Annotated in this window: 18 protein-coding genes; 10 read left to right on the forward strand and 8 right to left on the reverse strand. The window is 50.7% G+C overall.

Translation table 11 applies throughout. The annotated features are described in order from the left end of the window. Positions 1-498: 498 nt before the first annotated feature. Positions 499-1,455: a replication initiation protein gene (locus AC07VY_RS01555; protein ID WP_495095849.1), complete on the forward strand. Its 957-nt coding sequence runs from the start codon at positions 499-501 to the stop codon at positions 1,453-1,455. 58 nt (positions 1,456-1,513) lie between these two features. On the opposite strand, the gene AC07VY_RS01560 is transcribed toward AC07VY_RS01555, so the two are convergent. The 7 genes from AC07VY_RS01560 to AC07VY_RS01590 form a co-directional block, all read right to left on the reverse strand. After that, positions 1,514-2,218 (reverse strand): hypothetical protein, encoded by a 705-nt coding sequence (locus AC07VY_RS01560; protein WP_495095848.1) that lies wholly within the window; start codon positions 2,216-2,218, stop codon positions 1,514-1,516. Positions 2,219-2,230: 12 nt separating this feature from the next. After that, positions 2,231-2,941 (reverse strand): UPF0149 family protein, encoded by a 711-nt coding sequence (locus AC07VY_RS01565; RefSeq protein ID WP_495095847.1) that lies wholly within the window; start codon positions 2,939-2,941, stop codon positions 2,231-2,233. A 69-nt stretch (positions 2,942-3,010) separates the two neighbouring features. Further along, positions 3,011-3,580 carry a hypothetical protein gene (locus AC07VY_RS01570; protein ID WP_495095846.1) on the reverse strand — a complete coding sequence of 190 codons (570 nt, stop codon included), beginning with the start codon at positions 3,578-3,580 and terminating at the stop codon, positions 3,011-3,013. A 44-nt stretch (positions 3,581-3,624) separates the two neighbouring features. Next, entirely contained in the window at positions 3,625-4,926 is a 1,302-nt protein-coding gene (locus AC07VY_RS01575) for a Spo0J and IME4 domain-containing protein (RefSeq protein ID WP_495095845.1), read from the reverse strand. A gap of 764 nt (positions 4,927-5,690) precedes the next feature. Continuing rightward, a complete protein-coding gene (locus tag AC07VY_RS01580; RefSeq protein WP_495095844.1) occupies positions 5,691-6,353 on the reverse strand; it encodes a hypothetical protein in 663 nt (220 codons plus the stop codon). Positions 6,354-6,505: 152 nt separating this feature from the next. Continuing rightward, on the reverse strand, positions 6,506-6,700 hold the full coding sequence (locus tag AC07VY_RS01585) for a hypothetical protein (RefSeq protein WP_495095843.1): 195 nt from the start codon (positions 6,698-6,700) through the stop codon (positions 6,506-6,508). 23 nt (positions 6,701-6,723) lie between these two features. Then, a complete protein-coding gene (locus AC07VY_RS01590; protein WP_495095842.1) occupies positions 6,724-7,746 on the reverse strand; it encodes a hypothetical protein in 1,023 nt (340 codons plus the stop codon). A 152-nt stretch (positions 7,747-7,898) separates the two neighbouring features. On the opposite strand from AC07VY_RS01590, the gene AC07VY_RS01595 reads away from it, so the two are divergent. Next, positions 7,899-8,261: a helix-turn-helix domain-containing protein gene (locus tag AC07VY_RS01595; protein ID WP_495095841.1), complete on the forward strand. Its 363-nt coding sequence runs from the start codon at positions 7,899-7,901 to the stop codon at positions 8,259-8,261. A 185-nt stretch (positions 8,262-8,446) separates the two neighbouring features. Continuing rightward, on the forward strand, positions 8,447-10,576 hold the full coding sequence (locus AC07VY_RS01600) for a tetratricopeptide repeat protein (protein WP_495095840.1): 2,130 nt from the start codon (positions 8,447-8,449) through the stop codon (positions 10,574-10,576). 96 nt (positions 10,577-10,672) lie between these two features. Here the strand turns inward: AC07VY_RS01600 and lepB are convergent, their stop codons facing one another. After that, positions 10,673-11,503, reverse strand: a complete 831-nt coding sequence (gene lepB / locus AC07VY_RS01605) for a signal peptidase I (protein ID WP_495095839.1) — start codon at positions 11,501-11,503, stop codon at positions 10,673-10,675. A 284-nt stretch (positions 11,504-11,787) separates the two neighbouring features. Here lepB and AC07VY_RS01610 point away from each other — a divergent pair, with 284 nt between their 5' ends. The 7 genes from AC07VY_RS01610 (at position 11,788) to AC07VY_RS01640 (ending at position 18,013) form a co-directional block, all read left to right on the forward strand. Continuing rightward, positions 11,788-12,150 carry a hypothetical protein gene (locus AC07VY_RS01610; RefSeq protein ID WP_495095838.1) on the forward strand — a complete coding sequence of 121 codons (363 nt, stop codon included), beginning with the start codon at positions 11,788-11,790 and terminating at the stop codon, positions 12,148-12,150. Positions 12,151-12,362: 212 nt separating this feature from the next. Further along, positions 12,363-12,764: a plasmid mobilization relaxosome protein MobC gene (gene mobC / locus AC07VY_RS01615; protein WP_495095837.1), complete on the forward strand. Its 402-nt coding sequence runs from the start codon at positions 12,363-12,365 to the stop codon at positions 12,762-12,764. An 8-nt stretch (positions 12,765-12,772) separates the two neighbouring features. After that, positions 12,773-14,143 carry a relaxase/mobilization nuclease domain-containing protein gene (locus tag AC07VY_RS01620; protein WP_495095836.1) on the forward strand — a complete coding sequence of 457 codons (1,371 nt, stop codon included), beginning with the start codon at positions 12,773-12,775 and terminating at the stop codon, positions 14,141-14,143. A 160-nt stretch (positions 14,144-14,303) separates the two neighbouring features. Then, positions 14,304-14,873, forward strand: a complete 570-nt coding sequence (locus AC07VY_RS01625) for a hypothetical protein (RefSeq protein ID WP_495095835.1) — start codon at positions 14,304-14,306, stop codon at positions 14,871-14,873. Beyond that, on the forward strand, positions 14,873-16,243 hold the full coding sequence (locus AC07VY_RS01630) for a 7-cyano-7-deazaguanine synthase (protein ID WP_495096100.1): 1,371 nt from the start codon (positions 14,873-14,875) through the stop codon (positions 16,241-16,243). Before AC07VY_RS01625 ends, AC07VY_RS01630 begins: the two co-directional genes overlap by 1 nt. Beyond that, the gene (locus AC07VY_RS01635; protein WP_495095834.1) at positions 16,240-17,409 is read left to right on the forward strand and encodes an ImmA/IrrE family metallo-endopeptidase; all 1,170 of its coding nucleotides are present in this window, start codon (positions 16,240-16,242) and stop codon (positions 17,407-17,409) included. Before AC07VY_RS01630 ends, AC07VY_RS01635 begins: the two co-directional genes overlap by 4 nt. Then, a complete protein-coding gene (locus AC07VY_RS01640; protein ID WP_495095833.1) occupies positions 17,384-18,013 on the forward strand; it encodes a PIN domain-containing protein in 630 nt (209 codons plus the stop codon). Before AC07VY_RS01635 ends, AC07VY_RS01640 begins: the two co-directional genes overlap by 26 nt. The last annotated feature ends 7 nt before the right edge of the window (positions 18,014-18,020 follow it).

Raw genomic sequence — 18,020 nt, forward strand, 5'->3', positions numbered from 1 at the left:
ATGACATAACAAGCTGTGCCTGCGCCACTATGGTGGTGGGCGCAAGGGTGCTGCGCATAGAGCATTTGTCCACACACTGCACATCCACAGCAAGGGGGCAGGGAAATCCAACAGAAAAAGGGTTGCGACCTGTCCGGGTGTCCCGTTTTGATGGTCGGGGTGAGAGGATTCGAACCTATGTCCTGTAACCCTATGATTTAAAACAAATTTCACCGCAATCTGTACCAAAAACTCTGGACCAGGTTTTGTACCAGGCCATCATAACGCCAGCTGGTAGGCTGCCGCAGCAACGGTTCCCACTTGCAGCTCTTTCCCGACGCGCAAAGTCGGTTACCGCAACGCCGTGCCGATTGCCGTGACCAAGGATATCGGTTGCGTTGGAACGCGGTCATTCAGCTCCTCTCGTTGCCGAAGATAAAGAGCGCTGAATCCACCCCATCGACTTGACTTCCGCCGTGAATCCATTAATTTGTACCGTATGAATAACGGAACAAAAGGATGAACCAGATACTGCAAGATTTTTATGATCACCTCAACGAAGCCGTGGTCACCACCAACGACTTTGAATACGGCACCAGGTTTCGCAAGCGAGAAAAGGTAGGGGACTTCGCCTACTGCGGTCTCAACCAGATGTACCGCCATTACCTAAGCTTCGACATTGACGAGCCAGGCTCAGCATTCCGATACGAAGCCGTTGGACTGCCACCACCGACCATCGTTACGGTAAACCCAGCCAACTCCCACTGTCACTACCTGTACAAGCTCAACACCCCCGTGGCCTTCCATGACGGCGGTCGCTCAAAACCACAAGACTTCTTCAAAGGCATTGAAAGGGCGATGACCGACTGCCTGGTTGCCGACTTGGCATACAACCATGTGATCACAAAGAACCCCTTGCATCCCAGGTGGCATGTCATCACTAATCCAGCCAGCTACGACCTGTCAGTGATCAACGAATACCTGCCTGATAAGCCCACTACCCATCCACACAGAAAAGCCGCAGACCAGGACATGCGAGGCCGCAATGACAAGCTGTTTCACACCATGCGACATTGGGCATATCGCGCTGTCCAGCAGTTCGCCAGTGAGGAAGTCTGGTTGCAGGCGATCCAGTTCAAGGCTACAGAAATCAATGCAGGATTTGCTGATCCACTGCCCTACAAGGAAGTCCAGCATTCAGCAAAAGCATGTGGTCGCTGGGCTTGGAAAAACCGTCTCAACTTTGGCTGCAGGCCCAAGGTACTGAACTTCACCACGGAAACACCACAGGAGCGAATGAGCAAGGGTGCCGAGTACACCAATGCCATCAGAGCCGAAAAAGCCATTCAGACCCTACAGAAGGCAGCGGTAGCCCTGCGCTCCAGCGGTACCCTCGTGACACCACTGGCCTTGCAGGCGGCATCGGGGCTGAACATCAAGACGGTGAGGAAGTACATGGGGCAGGTTGGGCACTAAATAAACGCTGATATTCAAAAAATCGGACAGACAGCCGATGCTTGTGTTGGATGCGACGTTAGCGCTCTTTCTCCCCATATTTGAATATGGCCATATCAATGAGACGCGCTGAAGGCAGGGAGAGCGTGGGATTGGAAGCACTTGGAACCTGAGGCCATGACTTGCGTGAGTACCATGCCGATAGCTTGGTAAGACTATTGGCCCCGAAGATTACAGGTCCCTCGAAGTCGTCATCATCCTTAAGCTTTTTTAGTCCAGCAATGAAGTTTCTGTCATAACCAGGCAGGCTGCTTGTGAGGCCTAGTGTGAGCTTACTGATTAATGTTGCAGTTGGGCTGACATTGGGTCTGAGAACACCTGAAAATCTTTCGAGGACGTCATCGAGGGTTCTTTTGTCTATGCAGTGAATGTCTTCGAATTGAACCCCGAAGAGTGGATTCAATATCCCGTCCTGTTTCGACAATAGCGACCGCAGTAGATCCTTGAAGTAAATAATATTCAGATCACCTAGCTTGCTACTGCCTCGGAACATTCCCCAGTGCGCCAAATACGACGTGATCCAGAGCGCAGTCTGTTCTGTTGCGCGCGGACTACTAACCATGTCAGACGGCGACGAAAATTGTTGGGTGTATGCATACAAGTGGTCAAAATGAATGCTGCCTCTGTATTTCGTATCACTGATGCCAGTCGGGCTTGTCGAGAGATATTCCTGAATCAGCGCAGTGGGGGAGAACATCGTTTTTTTGCGAGCAATCTGCGGCATTTGAACCTCCGACTAATGTAAATTTGCCGCAGCCCCGCAGCATTTCTTGAACTTGTTCCCGCTGCCGCAAGGACACGGATCATTGCGTCCAACCTTCTTCTGCAAGGTGGTGGCGACATGGCGCTCATGGACGGCAAGACGGTGCGGTAGCCAGTATTCATAGATGGCGACAACAGCATCAGGAATTTGCAGAGCCAATTTCCCCCGCTTTGCAGGTGTCTTGGTCAAGACATCCTGGTCGGTAGAAAATTCATCCGCACCCAACAGGCCAATGGGACGATACCAAGCCTGTCCCTGTGGCGTTTGCAGCATGGGCTCCCAGTCTGACCAGCACAGCTTCATGCCCTCCCAGAAGCCATACGCCCAGCCCTCTGCATCGTCGTATTCTTTGCCACGGTAGGTCTGGGTGCACCAGTTGGGGCAAAACTCACGTGTCTCGGTTTCCAGACCCGCGATGATGCTGTTGAACAGCCGCATGACCAGCCCCAAAATTTCGTTGAGCTGCTCGGCGCTTTCTACAGCAGGCATCATGGCGCCAGTCTCACCCCAGATCGCGGGCATCCATTGCTTGGGCATGAAGGAAGTCGGTCCGATGGCAATGGCATGCAAGTAGCCATCCAGAATGTCCAACGTCATGCCCTCGTCGTTTTTCACCCCGTAAAGCAGGAAGTCATCGAGCTTATGCAACTCGTCATCGGACAGTGGGCTAAACGGTGAATTCATGGTGAAAAAACGACATTGGTTGGTCGATTATCGCAACGGTTATCAACGCGCGAGCAAGGCTAGTCATCTTCAAATTTTGGCCAACTGAATCTCTCCCTTTCGAACCAACTTTGTGTCAAGCTTTTGGCGAAGCTTGTGATTAGCGACCGCGCTCTCGAAGTTGGCGATGATGAAAGTAAATTCATCGGGTCCCTTGATGTGTTCGTTGACCTCCCCCACATAGGTGGCCCACTCGTCATGCGTGAAGGCAGGGCGCCATCCCTGTTGCAATTTGAAGGACTCCAAAAACATGTCATATGCTTTTGGGATATCTCCGAGTGCTAGTTGGGCGAAGATCTCGTTAACCTGGGCATCAGGGAAATGTGGAGCATCGCCGTCAATCATGTCTTGAAGCAATCCTGTTCCCACCCATGGTGTTTTGCCTGGGTGATGGGCAGGGTCCGCACCCAATAGTTCGGTTGCCACATGCTCAGCGATACGGCCATTGATGCCAATGCAAAAGTAGTCGGCAAAGGCGTCAAATGAAAGGTCGGAATTGTCGGGGTGATTAAGCTCGTCCAATGTCTGGTTGATTAGTTTCATCAACACCTCAGGCTTGCCGAATACCTCATGAATTGCTTGTTGGTTTGTTGTTGTCATCGTCGTCTCCTTTAAAAATTGGTTCAATGTGTTTTGGTTCAAAATCAGGCTCGCATGCGAGCAGGCACAGGTGCAGCTGGTGCTGCTTCAGTAGTTGTCGCCTCTGGTGGGATGTAGTCACACTCGTTGCCCCATCCAGCCCAGCCAGGAGCGGGTGTCCCGCGACAGAACAACTCCACCTTGGAAAGCTCGGGATACATGGCATCAATCAAGTCACAGACCTCGGGAGGCTTGCGGCTGTGCTCAAGTCGTGGGTACTTCAAAACAGAGACAGGTCGTGCAGAAAATGGCACCTCTGGCACCACACCCTTGGTCGCGATCAAAAGGGTTTCATGCATTTGGCGGCAGTAGGCTCCTTGACCAGCAACCCCCTTATCCCAGACCATGGAGGTCTTGAAGTTGAAGCCCCAGCTGCTGACGACTTGCAAAGCATCGGGCAACAATGAGTTAGAGCACCACATGAGCAACACCGCATCCTCGGCACAGATGCTGTTGATGGGCATGTCGCAGATTTCCTGCAAGGTCATCACAGGGTAAGGAACGGCAGTGCCAAGGTAGTCCCATGGAGGATCTGCATAGATGACCCCGAAATTCCCAAGCGCAGAAGTCAATGGTTTGTTGTTCGCCCTCTTGTCTTCAATGGCCTGCAATCGCTCCTGGCGACGGACTTCAAACTTGGCCTTGTTGATGGCCTTGCTGGCATCCTGAATCGCCTTGATGTCGTCAAAGTTCAGCTGGCTCTGGTCTTCCTTGGCAAGCCCTGCCAACTTGGCCGCACTGGTGATGTTCAAGCGACCGGAAGACACAGCTTCCACCAACTCAGGGATGCCGTTTTTAAGCACCTTCTTGCCGCGAGAAATGGAATCCACAGAGATGCCAAGGTTTGCTGCCACCTTGGCTTGGCTTACTGCTCCAGCGGTATGCTGATTGCTGCCAATAGAGGAATTGGTCAAGTGGGCACCAATCACGGCGCGTTGGCTTTCCGTCAAATGACGGCGGTGCAAATTGATACTGACCACTGTGTGCCAGATGGAATCATTGGCAGCTTGAATCTCTTCAAAGCGGGGAACAATGCCCAACTCGATACAGGCACGAAGACGGTGGCGACCGTCCACCACTTTGCCGCCGCAGGTCAAGATGGGCATTTGAAGCCCGTTGATACGGATGTCCTCCTTCAGCTCAGCGAACTCCTTCTCCTGCATTTCAGGAAAAAGGTGAGCAACTTCGTGGATTTCCAGAGAGCTCAAGTCCGCAAGGGACATGACACCAGCATTCTGGGAGGAAGAAACCAAAGACACAGCCCCAGCAATGGGGGTAACCAAACCGATATTATTCTGCTTATTCATAGCGTTCTCCAATTCAAAAAAGCGTTGTAAGAACCCGCCTGTTGGGTTGATCGCTATGAATGGGGGAGGGAGTCGCTATTAAATAAGTGGTCTTCGCTAATTAAATTAGTCGGTCGTCAATATTAAGGGTTTCGTCGCTGTAGATTGCATTGTGCAAAATAATATCGGCCGTGTCAATAGATTGACCGCAATTAATTCAAAATATATTAAAATAAATTGAATCCAATGCATATTGACAAATAATAGGTCTCACCGTAGGAGGTGTCCGTTTGCGTTTCAGCATGGAAGCCGCCCAGCCTTGTATTGTGTTTCAGGCACACAGTGCCCATATCACCCAGCTGCCTATGGCATTACGCCCTTGTGGCTTTCGTTCGGGTCGTGACACTTATCCCAGTATGAAAGTCCACTACGCCTCACATCAGGTAATTCACCAAGTGGGAATGATGGTTCCCAGCAGGAATACCCAATGAATTCATCTACCAGCACCGATGAATATCTAATCAACCAGGGATGAAGATAAAAATGGGCTGGTGGATTACTCTTCAAAATACTCTAAATCGCCTGCCGTTTACATTGCCTTGAATGATGCTAGATATTCAATCCAGAAGTCCACAACGCCTCACATCAGGTAATTCACCCAGTGGGAACAGAAATCCTTCAGAACAAAACCCAATAAATCCACACCCAAGGACCAATGAACATCCATCCAACAAAAGATGGGATTAAAAATTGGCCGCTAGATTCTTTGCGCTCGTTCTTCGGTTTTACTTGGCGTTGCGCTTCTTGGCAGCGTTGTAGGCTTTGATTGCGGCGATGGTCACCAGAATGAAGGCAAACAGGTACTCCCTCAAAAATCCACCCAGATAGGGCATTTGCCGCACCAGTGAGAAGCTGAGGATGAACGGGTAGATGAAGAACAGCCCTGCCACGCTGAACATTACCTTCACGGTTTTAGTCAACATGAAGTTCCGTGCCAGCACTTCCCTCCAGACCCAGTCCCTGACTCCTTCGGTCCATTTGAACGACGGATCGATGAAGACGCGCTTGCAGTCCCCGCACTTCCACTGGTTGATGTAGTGCCGCATTACGTCGGGAAACACACGGTTGCGATGGTTCCAGATGATGGGGTATTGGTAGGCGGCATACACCATGGCCGGGCAGACCAGCAGCCACATCCATGGTGGCGGAAAGTTCATCAACGCAAACAGCATGACTACAAATGCGATGTAGACGCTGGAGTAGTTGAACTTCTTCGGTGGCTCAAGGCCTGCGGCCTCCAGTGTCTTGCTCACCGTGGTGGTGTTGGTCATGATCACTTGACCGTCTGTGGCGTAGCCAAAACCACTGCCCGTGGAAATGGAAGTGCCCGCGTTGTGAATCTCAAAAATCCTGCGGGTGTGGTCTGAATTGCAGTAGTCGCATTTCATGGTGAGTTCCTTCGTCTGATGGTGCTTGGTGGATCGTTGGTTGTTGGGGTTTTGATGCAGGGAGCCTCCTGCTCGGGCGAGACCCTCGGTGTGAAATTGCTCCCTGAACACCGGCCTGAGCACAGATGCCGACCTATGCGGCATCCTGTTACTCAGGTTGATGGGCTGTGCCCGCTGGGAACATGGGTGGGTGCCGCTGGAGCAAGACCCTCCACCTTGCTCAGCACATCCAGCAAGTTGCCTCGGTGGTCATAGACAAACAGTTCTTCCCGTCCCTGCTCGTCACTCCGCATCTGTGCACGCAAGTGACCATCGCGGGATTCAAACTGAACGGGCTTTGCAGTCAACGCTTGTTCCTCAGTCGTCGGCCTCAAGGCTTCACCCCGAAGGAGAAGTAGCCCGGTCCATTGGCAAAGTTGTTGGCCTCGTTGTTGCCTGTCACCACAAGGCCAGCGGGGGAAGACACCAGATAGTTGATGTTGCTATTGGAGGCCGTCGTCGTGGCCACGCCTGTGATGGGGCTATCCGCCGTCAGTGCAAGGTTTTGACCATCCACCACCAGGTTTTGAAATGACACCGACAGGCTGCTTTGAACACCATCGCTGGAATTCATCACATAGCTGCCTGCCACCGGGGACCATGCCGACTGTGGCGTACCCACCCAAAGGCCAGTGACCACCCCGCCACCACCGGAGTCGTTTTCGGCCACCACCAGCACACGGTTGGCATCTGTGCCCATCAGATAGGCCTTGGCACGCACCAGCCCACCGGAGGACAGGTCAAAGGCGTTGGAACTGCCAGCAGTGGCTGCAAAGCTTCCTGTAGCCGTGGGGGTTGAGCAACTCGCGGTGTTCTTGCACATGCTCCAGTTGCCACTGCTGTCAATGGTGAAGGTGGCATACGACATGCGAATCTGACCGCCGCCGCTGGTATCTTGCTGGTAGCGCAGCACAACGTAGTTGCCCTGAAGTGCAGACAAGGCCCCATTGGATGCAAGCCCGTTCGTGTTCAAGAGCAAAGCAGGCTGGTTCACACCAGCCACGGTGACATGGGAAACCCCCATGCCTGTGGAGCCTGTTTGCATGGCCGTGCGCATGCTGGCGCTGTTGCCTGCGGTATCCAGACAGGCAGCACTGCTGCCATCCTGAACCAAACCAAGGGATCCTGTAAGACCACCGGAATAGTTCAGTTGGCTACCGCCACCAGAAAACTGGGCAGACCCCACCACGCCGTTCAATGACACCACCAACATTGGATCGGTGCTTGCAATCGCGCAGGCCGAAGGCACTGTGCCGTTATTGGTGTTGTCAGCTGTGGATGAATCCGAGCCACCACCGCAGGCCACAAGAGCCATGCACATCGCCCCGATGGCGAGAAAACTTGAAAACCGCATTGCCAGTCCTTCCAAAGCATGAGAAAAGTTGAAAACATGATCAAATTCAACCTACAAGGGTGATTTTCAACTTTAACGCATGTTCACCCGAAAGGTTGACAGTCAATAAAATGGGGTGAACTATTTATCTCTGACCAGGAACACCAACAGCCATGGCAACAAAACAAGTTCCATCCAAAGACCAATCCATCGGGCAACTGATTGGTCAGTGCATCGCCAAGCGCAGACAGGCGGCTGGATTCACGCAGGATCAAGTGGCTGAGGAGTTGGGGATCGGCATGGAAGCCGTATCACGCATGGAGCGTGGGTTGACTATCCCGACGGTGGTACGTCTGGCCGAACTGGCGGAGATCTTTGGATGCGGGATTGATGCACTGGTGATCGAAACCAGTGAACGCAGCAGCGATCAGGCCGAACACATCGCAACATTGCTCAGTACCCTCAGCAAGAAGGACCGGGCCATGGTGGTGGATGTGGTGGAGAGGATTTGTGAGGGGGTGCGGGGGAGGAAGTAGATAGTGGCATGCGTTCGATGTTCCGAAAGAATTGCTTGACAGCACAATGGAACTTTTAAAAACAGAATTTGGATGTTTTCTCCTTTCAGCATCCAATACAGTGATCTGCCTACACATAAGCCTGAATAGCTTTGCAAAGGCGTCGGCAGCCCCCCATGCCGGCACATAGACAAGGACATACATCAATGATTCTGAAAGTACGCCAAATTGCTGCACTCTTCGCGGCATACGCCATGGCTGCACAAGCAGGTATGCCAGAGGCACTGGATGCAATAAAGCGAAACGACTTCAATGTAGCCACTATCGAGCTGCGACTGCTAGCAAAGCAAGGTTCTACTGAGGCTCAGGTTCTACTCGCAAGAGTGCTTAATTCAGGGCAGGGTGACCCACAAAGCAAGACGGAGGCATTCAGCCTATTTCAAATGGCTGCGAATGCTGGTAATGAAGATGCAATGCTCATTCTTGCTGTTCTTTATGAAAAGGGCGAAAGCGCTCCAAAAAACCAACAAGAGTCGATCAAATGGCTTCGCGTTCTTGCTGAGCGTTCAAATTCCAAGAGTTACTATTTGCTGGCAAAAAAATATGACGATGGTCTTGGTGTCCCTCAAAGCGTAGTTATTTCTCACGCACTCTATGTAACTTCGGGATTTTTGTCGGAGGCACAACTTCGGGCTGATGGTGGTTTTGGGGCCAAGACCTTAGAAGAAATTTTGAAGTTGGCTAAAGATTTGCATAACCCCAACAGTTTTCTTGCAACTTTGGATCGAGCCACTACGGAAGCAGTTCTATTCAATGAAAAACATGCAAATTTGCCCAATGCCGTTAAAGCGCGAATTGTCGACGCCGAGGCAGGCGACGTCGCCTCAATCGCAAAAATTGGAAGTCTTTATCTCTATGGCGAGCAGCAGGTTACCCGCGATCCCAAGCTCGCCGCGTATTGGTTTCAAAAGGCTGCATCGCTAGATGATCCGATTGGACGAGACTATATGGCCAATTTGTATCTAGAGGGAGTGGGTGTCGATAAAGACTACAAGAAGGCATTCGAACTCTTTTCTGGTCTGGTGGCACAAGGTAATCTTGGTTTCGAGGGCAAGCTTGGTGTCATGTACAAAGATGGCCTAGGTGTTCCTCAGGATTTCGTCAAAGCACATTATTGGCTGCGCAAGTCAGTTGGCGCTGTTGGCGAGAATCTTTTTGCACTTGCACAAATGTACGATGACGGCTCCGGAGTCAAGAAAAATTCGGTTATCGCACTTGCCTTGGCAAAGCTCTCCGCCACTAAATATCCGGACGAGTTCAAACTTGGTATGCCGCGTGCTGACAACCCCGCGGTTGCTTTTGTGCAAATACTCAAATTGAAGCTAAGTCCGTATGAAATCGCGGTAGCCTCTAAGCTTGCGAGTCAATTACTTGGCGCTAGCGTTGGCAATCACAATCAGTTGGAGATCCTTGATCTTACTGCGACAAAGCGAGGCGATGTTTACGCAGTATCTCCTATAGAAGTTGCGGAGCACTTTGTGCACAACTACGACGACGAAGACTTCCCTTTCGCACTCAAGCTTCTAGAGCCGCTAATTGAACAGAACAATTCGCAGGCCCAATATGTACTGGGAACAATGCTGGAAGATGGAAAGGGTGTACCAGTCGATGCACAAAAGGCAAATGCTCTATTTGAACTTGCGGAAATGCAAGGAAATGTGGATGCATTGACACGCAAAGGTGGTCGCTATTTTCGCGGGGAAGGAGTTGCGCAAAATTATTCAAAGGCATTTGAATCTTATGAGAAGGCCGCAAATAGAGGTGGTGCATTCGCCCAGGAAAAAGTTGCAGCAATGCTGGCCGATGGCACGGGTGTAAATCGCGATACCAAGCTTGCGATACTTTGGTATGAAAAAGCATTGGCGATTCCCAATAACTATTGGAAATCAGATGCGTACAAGGGGCTTGCGAAAATCTATATAAGAGAGCAGAGTTTTTTGAAAGCTGCTCAATACTTTAAGAAAGCAGCTGCCATGAGTGATAAAGAAGCGCAACTAGCGTTGGCTCAGTTGTACTATGAAGGACAGGGTATTCCACGTAGCATGGGGCTAGCTTTTATCTTGTCAAAGGTGGCGCAGCGAGACGAAACTTACAAAGCAAAGGCCGTCGAGCTAAGTAGTATGGCGACACGGTACCTGTCGGTCGATGAGGTCACAGCACTTGAGCAACTGGTAGTAGAACTTTCAAACCTAGATCGCTACTCTGGAAGCATACAGAAAGACGCTGATATGTTTTTGGAAATGTTGGAAGCAGCAGAGACTTCCAATAAGGGCTAACCTCTATTTAGTCTATTCAAATCCCTTGACTAAAATGCGACTAAATTATCCTCCATTACGTGAGTGCACGCCAATCACTGTGCCGTCGAACAACTTCTACTGACAACTCTCTGGGGTAAACTCAAATTCCAAGATGCCTTGCCCCTTGTTCGAAACGATAGAATAGCTTGCAGACACTCCAAACAGCTTTGGTTCAAATGCACCATTGCAATATACCGACTTGCGACTTTGAACAAACTGAACAAGCTTCGCGTCAAGTGCGCTACTGTCTATAATATTGATCAGGCGGACAGAGCTATGCATCGTACGATCACCTTTGATGGATAGATCCTCTAGAAGAAATCCCTCGGCAATTTCCCTGGGGAGAAACCCTTTAATGTTCAAAATGCTGCGTGACAAAAATACTTTTGGCCAGCCTTCAACCTGAAGAACGTCTTGCCACAGATATACTTTCCCGGTTACCTGATCAATCTTGATAGTTCCGTTGCTTCGTGAGTCAAACATATCGCGCACGGTATTGGAGAGTACGTAGAAATGATCTCTTTCTACGGTGAGCGTTTGTCCGAGTGGCGGAAATTTTTCTGACCCCAAATACTCTGATGGTTCTGAAGCTCCATTTCGCACAAATCCCGGTTGAATTTTCCCATTAATCATCACGGCCTGCGTGGTACTTTCTATACTGTCTCCTGGGATGGCAACGACACGTTTGATAAATTGAACTTTTGATTCTGTGGCGACATAAGCAATGATGTCCCCGCGCTTAATATCTCCAGCTGATGGTTCAATTACAACCAGTGCTCCTTTCGGAATGTCGGGTGTCATCATGTCCGTTGGAAATCTAAAAAATGTCGCTGGATACGAAGGCGTCTGTGCGCTTGCAAAGACTATCGTTGTCGCACTGGCAATCAACAAAATTATTTTTTTCATACTTTATGTTTAGAAAACGAGAGGTTCCTTCTGGATTTTCGTGTCGACTAAAGGGCGCATCTATTGACTTGCTGTATTTACAGCCAATTGCTGCTCTATTACACTGAGTTTATAGCTCTCTGATACCGTTGGTTACCGCCTGCGAAAAATTGGCTGACAACTAATTCATTTCCAATGCAGAACCTGGTCACTTCCGCCGTCCAATAACACCCACCCATTTCACTCCCCAGAACCCCTTGCTATTCGAATTCATTCCTGTAACTTGTTCAGCAGGAGGAAATCATATGCAAGAAAATCTACAGTTCCCAGACGGAACAAACATCTACATCACTGACGGCAGATTGCATCGTGAGGATGGCCCAGCCCTAGAAACTTCGGACGGCACAAGCTACTACTTCATCGATGGGGCATTGCACCGTGACAACGGTCCAGCAATCTGTTCAGCTGATCCCAAACTCTGCCACTGGTACAAGCACGGCATCCGCATACCGTCGCAAGAGCGCAGCCGTTCATTGATCGCAGAGCTACGTCACAAGCACCTCGGCATTCACCCGGTAGGGACATCGGGTTCAGACGGCAGGAGTGACAAGGGTGGTGATGCAGGTGGAGGGACAGTCAACAAGCCACTCAGCAAACCCAAGATATAGGCAGGCATTGCTGTGTGAGGGGTACACAGCAAGGTCAATCTATAACCCGTCGCAAATATTGCGTTTCGGGTTATCGAATGATCTGGGGTGTTTCCCCAGTCCCCCGTGAGCACCATCAACCCGTGAATGCTCTACCCGCGCACGGAACAACAACCAATCAGAAAGGAAGAGGCGCAAGCCTCACAAAAGCAAAAAAACCAAAGGAGGTCACCATGACACAGAAGAAGAAAAAAGTCGGCCAGTCTGGCATCGAACAAAACCAAGAATTGAGAACCCTGCGTTTTGAACTGCGCCTCTCACCCGCAGAGCACAGCACCCTCGTCACACAAGCGCTGCTTGCCGAAGAAAACTCCCTGGCCCAATACGCCCGTAACAAACTGGTCTACGGCGGCATGGCAGTCACCCAGCATATCCGCCAGGAGCGAGACACCAGCAAAGCCATGATTGCCGAGTTGGCCCGTATCGGCAACAACGTCAACCAGATCGCCAGAGCCTTGAACAGCGACGAGGACGTGTCCACCGCCATGCTGGAAGAACTCTGCAAAGTGGAGTCCAGACTCACCGCCATGGACCAGCACTACCAAAGCATCATTCGCGCACAGGTGCAATCATGATGGTCCGCGTGTTCAACACCGGCACGGGCAGTGCCAAGTCCGCCATCAATTACCTGATGGGCAAGAATGACCACACCGGCAAACCACGATCAGTCACCCCCGAATGGCTGCATGGTTCACCTAGTCTGTTCCAACTGGTCTCCAACGGCACCGACCGTAAACACAAATACGTGTCAGGGGCTATCAGCTTTCGTGACACCGAACAGCCCGATGCAGCGCAAATCCAAAAAATCATGGATGCCTTCAAAGCCAGCTTTCTTCCTGGCTTGAAAGACTGCGACAACTATGCCGATGCCTGGATTGCCCACCGTGACAAAGGCAATCTTGAATTGCACTTTGTGGTGGCTGGCACGGAAATGCAGACTGGCAGACAACTCAACATCCATCCACCAGGCAAAAGAAACATCCAGCACTTCCTGGCATTCACGCAAGTCATCAACCACGCCATGGGCTACAACCAGGTCACGCCTGATCCCTTGAAGGTGGCACTCAGCGAATTTGAAGCCAAATCACAAGCAGGAAAAAAGTCCAGAAAGGTCAAGACCTTGTTGGCCAAGGAGCTGCACAGCCACATCGTCAGCGGAAAAATCATGGACCGCGATGAACTCATCACCCATCTGGAAGACAACTATGGTGAAGTCACCCGTGTTGGCAAGGACTACATCTCCATCAGGCTACCGGGCAGTGCCAAAGCAAAGAGGCTCATGGGACCCTTGTTCCAGGAGGGTGCCGATTACCAGCAACTGGTGGAGCAACATAAGAAGGCACAACAGCCCCAGAAACTCACTGCAGAGGAATATACCCAAGCCAAGGGCACCTTGGAAAAGCTGACCCTTGAGAGGGCTGAGTACTTCGCCAAGCGTTACAAGAAGAAGACCACGTTCAAACGAACCATCCGTCGCAAAGGCGGTGCCAAGGGACCACCCGGCACCATGCCGAACTTATCCGCACAGAAGCCCACTGAACCCGCCAAAACGGCTTCAAAACCTGCGGTGCCACGCACCATGCCAGCAGAAGCCAATGCCGCCACTGTGGCCAGCACTCAAGTTCAACAGGCCGACCATGGTGTCCGCCATCCTGTATCAACACCGACCAAAGAATCGGAAGGCAACACTGTCGTTCAATTTGCCAGCATTCCGATGACATCAGCCACCGCCATCGGCATGGAAATGCAGCTGGGCAGTCTGGCCAATCTGGTATCCAAGCTCATGGTCAAGGCCAGGACCACGACCAACACCATGTACTACGAGGTGTTGCATGCGCAGATCGTGAAGTTGCAGTACCAGATGGAGCAACTGAGTTTGAGCTTGCAGATCGAGAAGGCTAGGGCTGTGTTGGATGCGAATCAGTTGGATGCGACGGGCAAGCCCAAGGTTTGATGGCGGGAGGGTGTCGCTGGGGCGGGAGGCTTTTTGCCGTTTGCTCCCATGGCGAAATGTCTTCGAATAAGGGCGGGGCGGTCTTGGTTCACTTCCTTCGATGATAATTTTTGACATTGTCCTATTTTTCTGATTAAATTCTGACAAATGGAGCAAAATCATGAGTGATGGACCGCATAGAAGTCTGCCGATGCGAAAGTCGTGGAAGGAACTGGCCAAACGCGCAGATCAGAGTACCTACGATGCTGAGCAGATAGCAGAGGCTGCTGCGGGTGCGCTTGCCAGCGACTTCAAAAACGAAGTGAAATGGTCACTCATTGACGCATTGAAGTCGATTTTTACCGGGCGCGACAACTCCCTCGGGCTCCGTGAAATTGCTCTTCAGGAGCTTGACGATGCGAAAGCTTTGGCGGCTGGCTCCGTATTTGGAATGAACGCAATTGGATGGAGCATAGATCTCATCTCCGATGGCAGATTTGGCTTGGATGCTTTTTACGATGCAATTGGCCTCGCTGCTAAAGATCGTGGCTTCGCAAATGTTCGGTCGGTTGAAGAACACTATCTTCGGGAGTCAAATCAACGACGGTCAGACAACGTGAGCAAGCGACTTAATGCCGCTATATCTAGTCTTTCAGAAGGCAGATTGGGCTCGATGCTTGCCGCCTCTGAATCATCAGGAACCCAACGCTTGAAAAAGAAAATCCATCTTGATGAAGGAGTGCCCTTGTGATGAACCTATTGCCTCTTAAAGAATTGGTCGTTGATGTGGTCGAAGCTGGGGCACGTCGACGCAAAGGTATGGTTGCATGCCGACTCGGCAAAAACATTGATTTTGACCTTGAGGCTCTTGAATCGTTTTCATCCATTAAGTGGGATACGGCGGCGTATGACTCTCTTGTGGTGGCTGCCGTAGTTGAATTCTGTGATCGAAGTCTTGCCCGCAGTGCAATGAATTGGGGGCGAAAATTTTCTGTTTATATCCCTGTTCATGATTTCGACAAATGGTCGAATAAGACAGTCACCCACGCTTTGGTGGCAGCGTTGAATTTACTTACCGGGGATGACTGGCACTTTGAATTTCGTCCTCGCAAGGTTCCGGCAACCCCTCCCGCCCAGGATCGCATGAGGTTTCCTCTAAATGCAGAAGCCGTCATCGCATTTAGCGATGGAATGGACTCCCGTGCGGTAGCTGGATTGGAGAGTCACCGTCTTGGTACTCGGCTGGTACGTGTGAGGGTAGGTAGCAAGCAGCACGATATTTCAAAAAAAGATCGTCGCGAGATGCCTTTTGCCTCGCTGCCGTATACCGTAAAACTTGAAGGCGGCAGGAATGCCGAAAGTAGTGCACGGAGCCGAGGATTCAAATTCAGCGTTGTATCCACTATGGCCGCTTATTTGATCGACGTTCGGGCAGTCATTATTCCGGAGAGTGGTCAAGGTGCCCTGGCGCCAGCTTTTCTCCCTGTTGGGCAGGGCTATGAAGATTATCGAAGCCATCCTGTCTTTGCCGCATTGATGGCACGTTTCTTTAATGCGCTGCTCGGATATCAGATTAAATACCAATTTCCTCGGTTATGGATGACTAAAGGGGAGACTCTGCGTGAGTACGTAGATGTTTGTGGTATTGACGTACAGTGGGCAAATACCAGATCGTGCTGGCAGCAATCTCGACAGGTTGCTGTCTCAGGTGAAAGACGGCAATGCGGAGTTTGTGCGGCTTGTGTGCTCCGTCGTCTCAGTGTCCATGCGGCAGGCTTAAGTGAGCCATCTAAAAACTATGTATGGGAATCACTGAAAACTCCCACCTGGGAAGATGGAGCGGCAAAGGAATTTACTAACTTCACGCCCGCTCTGCGGGAATACTCCATTGCTGGGGTACTCCACTTTGAACACTTTGCTTCACTTCGCGATTCAGCGCAGTATGAACTCGTCAAGCGACGCGGCGCGAACGAACTGGCCCGCGCGCTGTCTGAACCGACGGAAGCTGTGAATAAAAATCTTGACCGACTTCTGCGGCAACACGCTGTCGAATGGGCGGCATTCACCGATGATCTTGGATCAAGGTCGTTCGTAAAGAAATGGATAGACGGTGCATCATGAGTAAGCCAAACTATGAATTTAGCCAAATAGAATTGGGCGAAAGATTGAAGATAGCACGGGAGACCGCCAACATTACTCAAGATGTTGCAGCAAAGACCGCAGGCATCGCGCGTACTACGCTTGTCTCCATTGAGAAGGGGCAACGTGCTGCAAGGCTAGAAGAGATTCAGGAACTTAGCCGCTTATACGGAATATCTGCAAATTCTCTATTGCGCCGAGATGCCGTTCACGTGGATTTGGTCCCGCGCTTTCGCTCACTTCCGGAGACCGTGGGTACAGGTATCGAGCAGGCGGCGCGAATGCTGAATGATTTGGTTAGGGCCGAGGTGGAACTAGAAAACATTTTGGGCATTAAGAAGTCCTACAACTACCCTGTGGAAAAAACTATTCTTCCGGGCGATGTTCGCAAGCAAGCAGAACAAGATGCGCAAAGCTTGCGCAATTGGCTCGGACTCGGGGAAGGACCTATTCAAAACCTTTTCGCACTTCTAGAGCTGCAGCTTGGCGTTCGGATCTATTCCAGAAAACTGGATACCAAGGTATCAGGACTATTTGCTTACGACGAGGCGGTTGGTGCCTGCATACTGATCAATTCATGTCATCGGGAAGACCGAAAAACTCTAACTGGCGCTCATGAGCTGGGGCACTTTATTGGGACTCGACGTCGACCAGAGGTCTATCAAGACGAAAAGTATGAGAATTCTCGCGAGGAGCGTTATGCCAACGCATTTGCTAGTGCGTTTCTTATGCCGGTCCGTGCTGTCATGGAGAAATTCAAGGATCTAACTTTAGGCTCAACTCATTTGACTCGACGGCATGTCATTTTATTGGCCAGCTTCTTTGGCGTATCCCGTCAAGCAATGGTACTAAGGCTCGAAGAGTTAGATCTGACGAAGAAGGGAACTTGGGATTGGTTCGTAGACAACGGTGGTATTACCGACGAACAGGTACGTCAGGTTCTTGGTTCAGTGGCACATGAAAAAATTCCGCTTGATGGAGCGCAATCCTCTAGACTTTTCCTGCTAGCGATTGAAGCTTGGAAGAAGGATCTGATCAGCGAAGGCCAGATGTCGGAAATGCTGAAACTAAATCGTGAAAAGATTCGTGAAATGCTCGATGAGGCCGAAGAGGATGAAATAGATGACCTTTTCAAGCTGCCTTACTGATCAAGATAAAGCTGTCGTTCTGGACGCCAGCGTAATAATTAATCTACTTGCGACCGGATATGCGGCCGAAATTCTGCAGGCATTGACGGTGAATCTCTTCGTTACTGGCAATGTCGTGCGTGAAATCGAGCAGGGCTCGGTAAATGGCCGGCAAGAATCTAAGCTTTTGAGTGAGTTGATTAGTTCAAATCTTTTACAGACTAAGGAACTGGCTGGCCTATCGTTAGAGAATTTTTTTAGTTTGGTTTCAGGCAGTACATCGGATTCTCTCGGTGATGGTGAGGCTGCAACTCTTGCATTTGCATATTGCAACGAGTTTTCGGCCGCTATTGACGAGAAGAAAGCTACACGGATCGCAGGAGAGCGGTTTGGAGCGGTGAGGCTAGTTACAACTGTAGATATTCTGTCCAACGAGCCAGTGCAAACTGTGCTCGGACGAAAAGCGCTCGCCAATGCAACATTTCAGGCGTTGCGGGTTGCAAGAATGCAAGTTCGACCGCATCAAGTAAATTGGGTTGCCCAATTGATCGGTGAAGATAACTTGAAAGTTTGTGTGAGTTTGAAGAAATATACAAAGCTCAAACTGGGACCCAACAGTTCGTAGCGACCGA

Source organism: Rhodoferax sp. GW821-FHT02C08, from assembly GCF_059421805.1.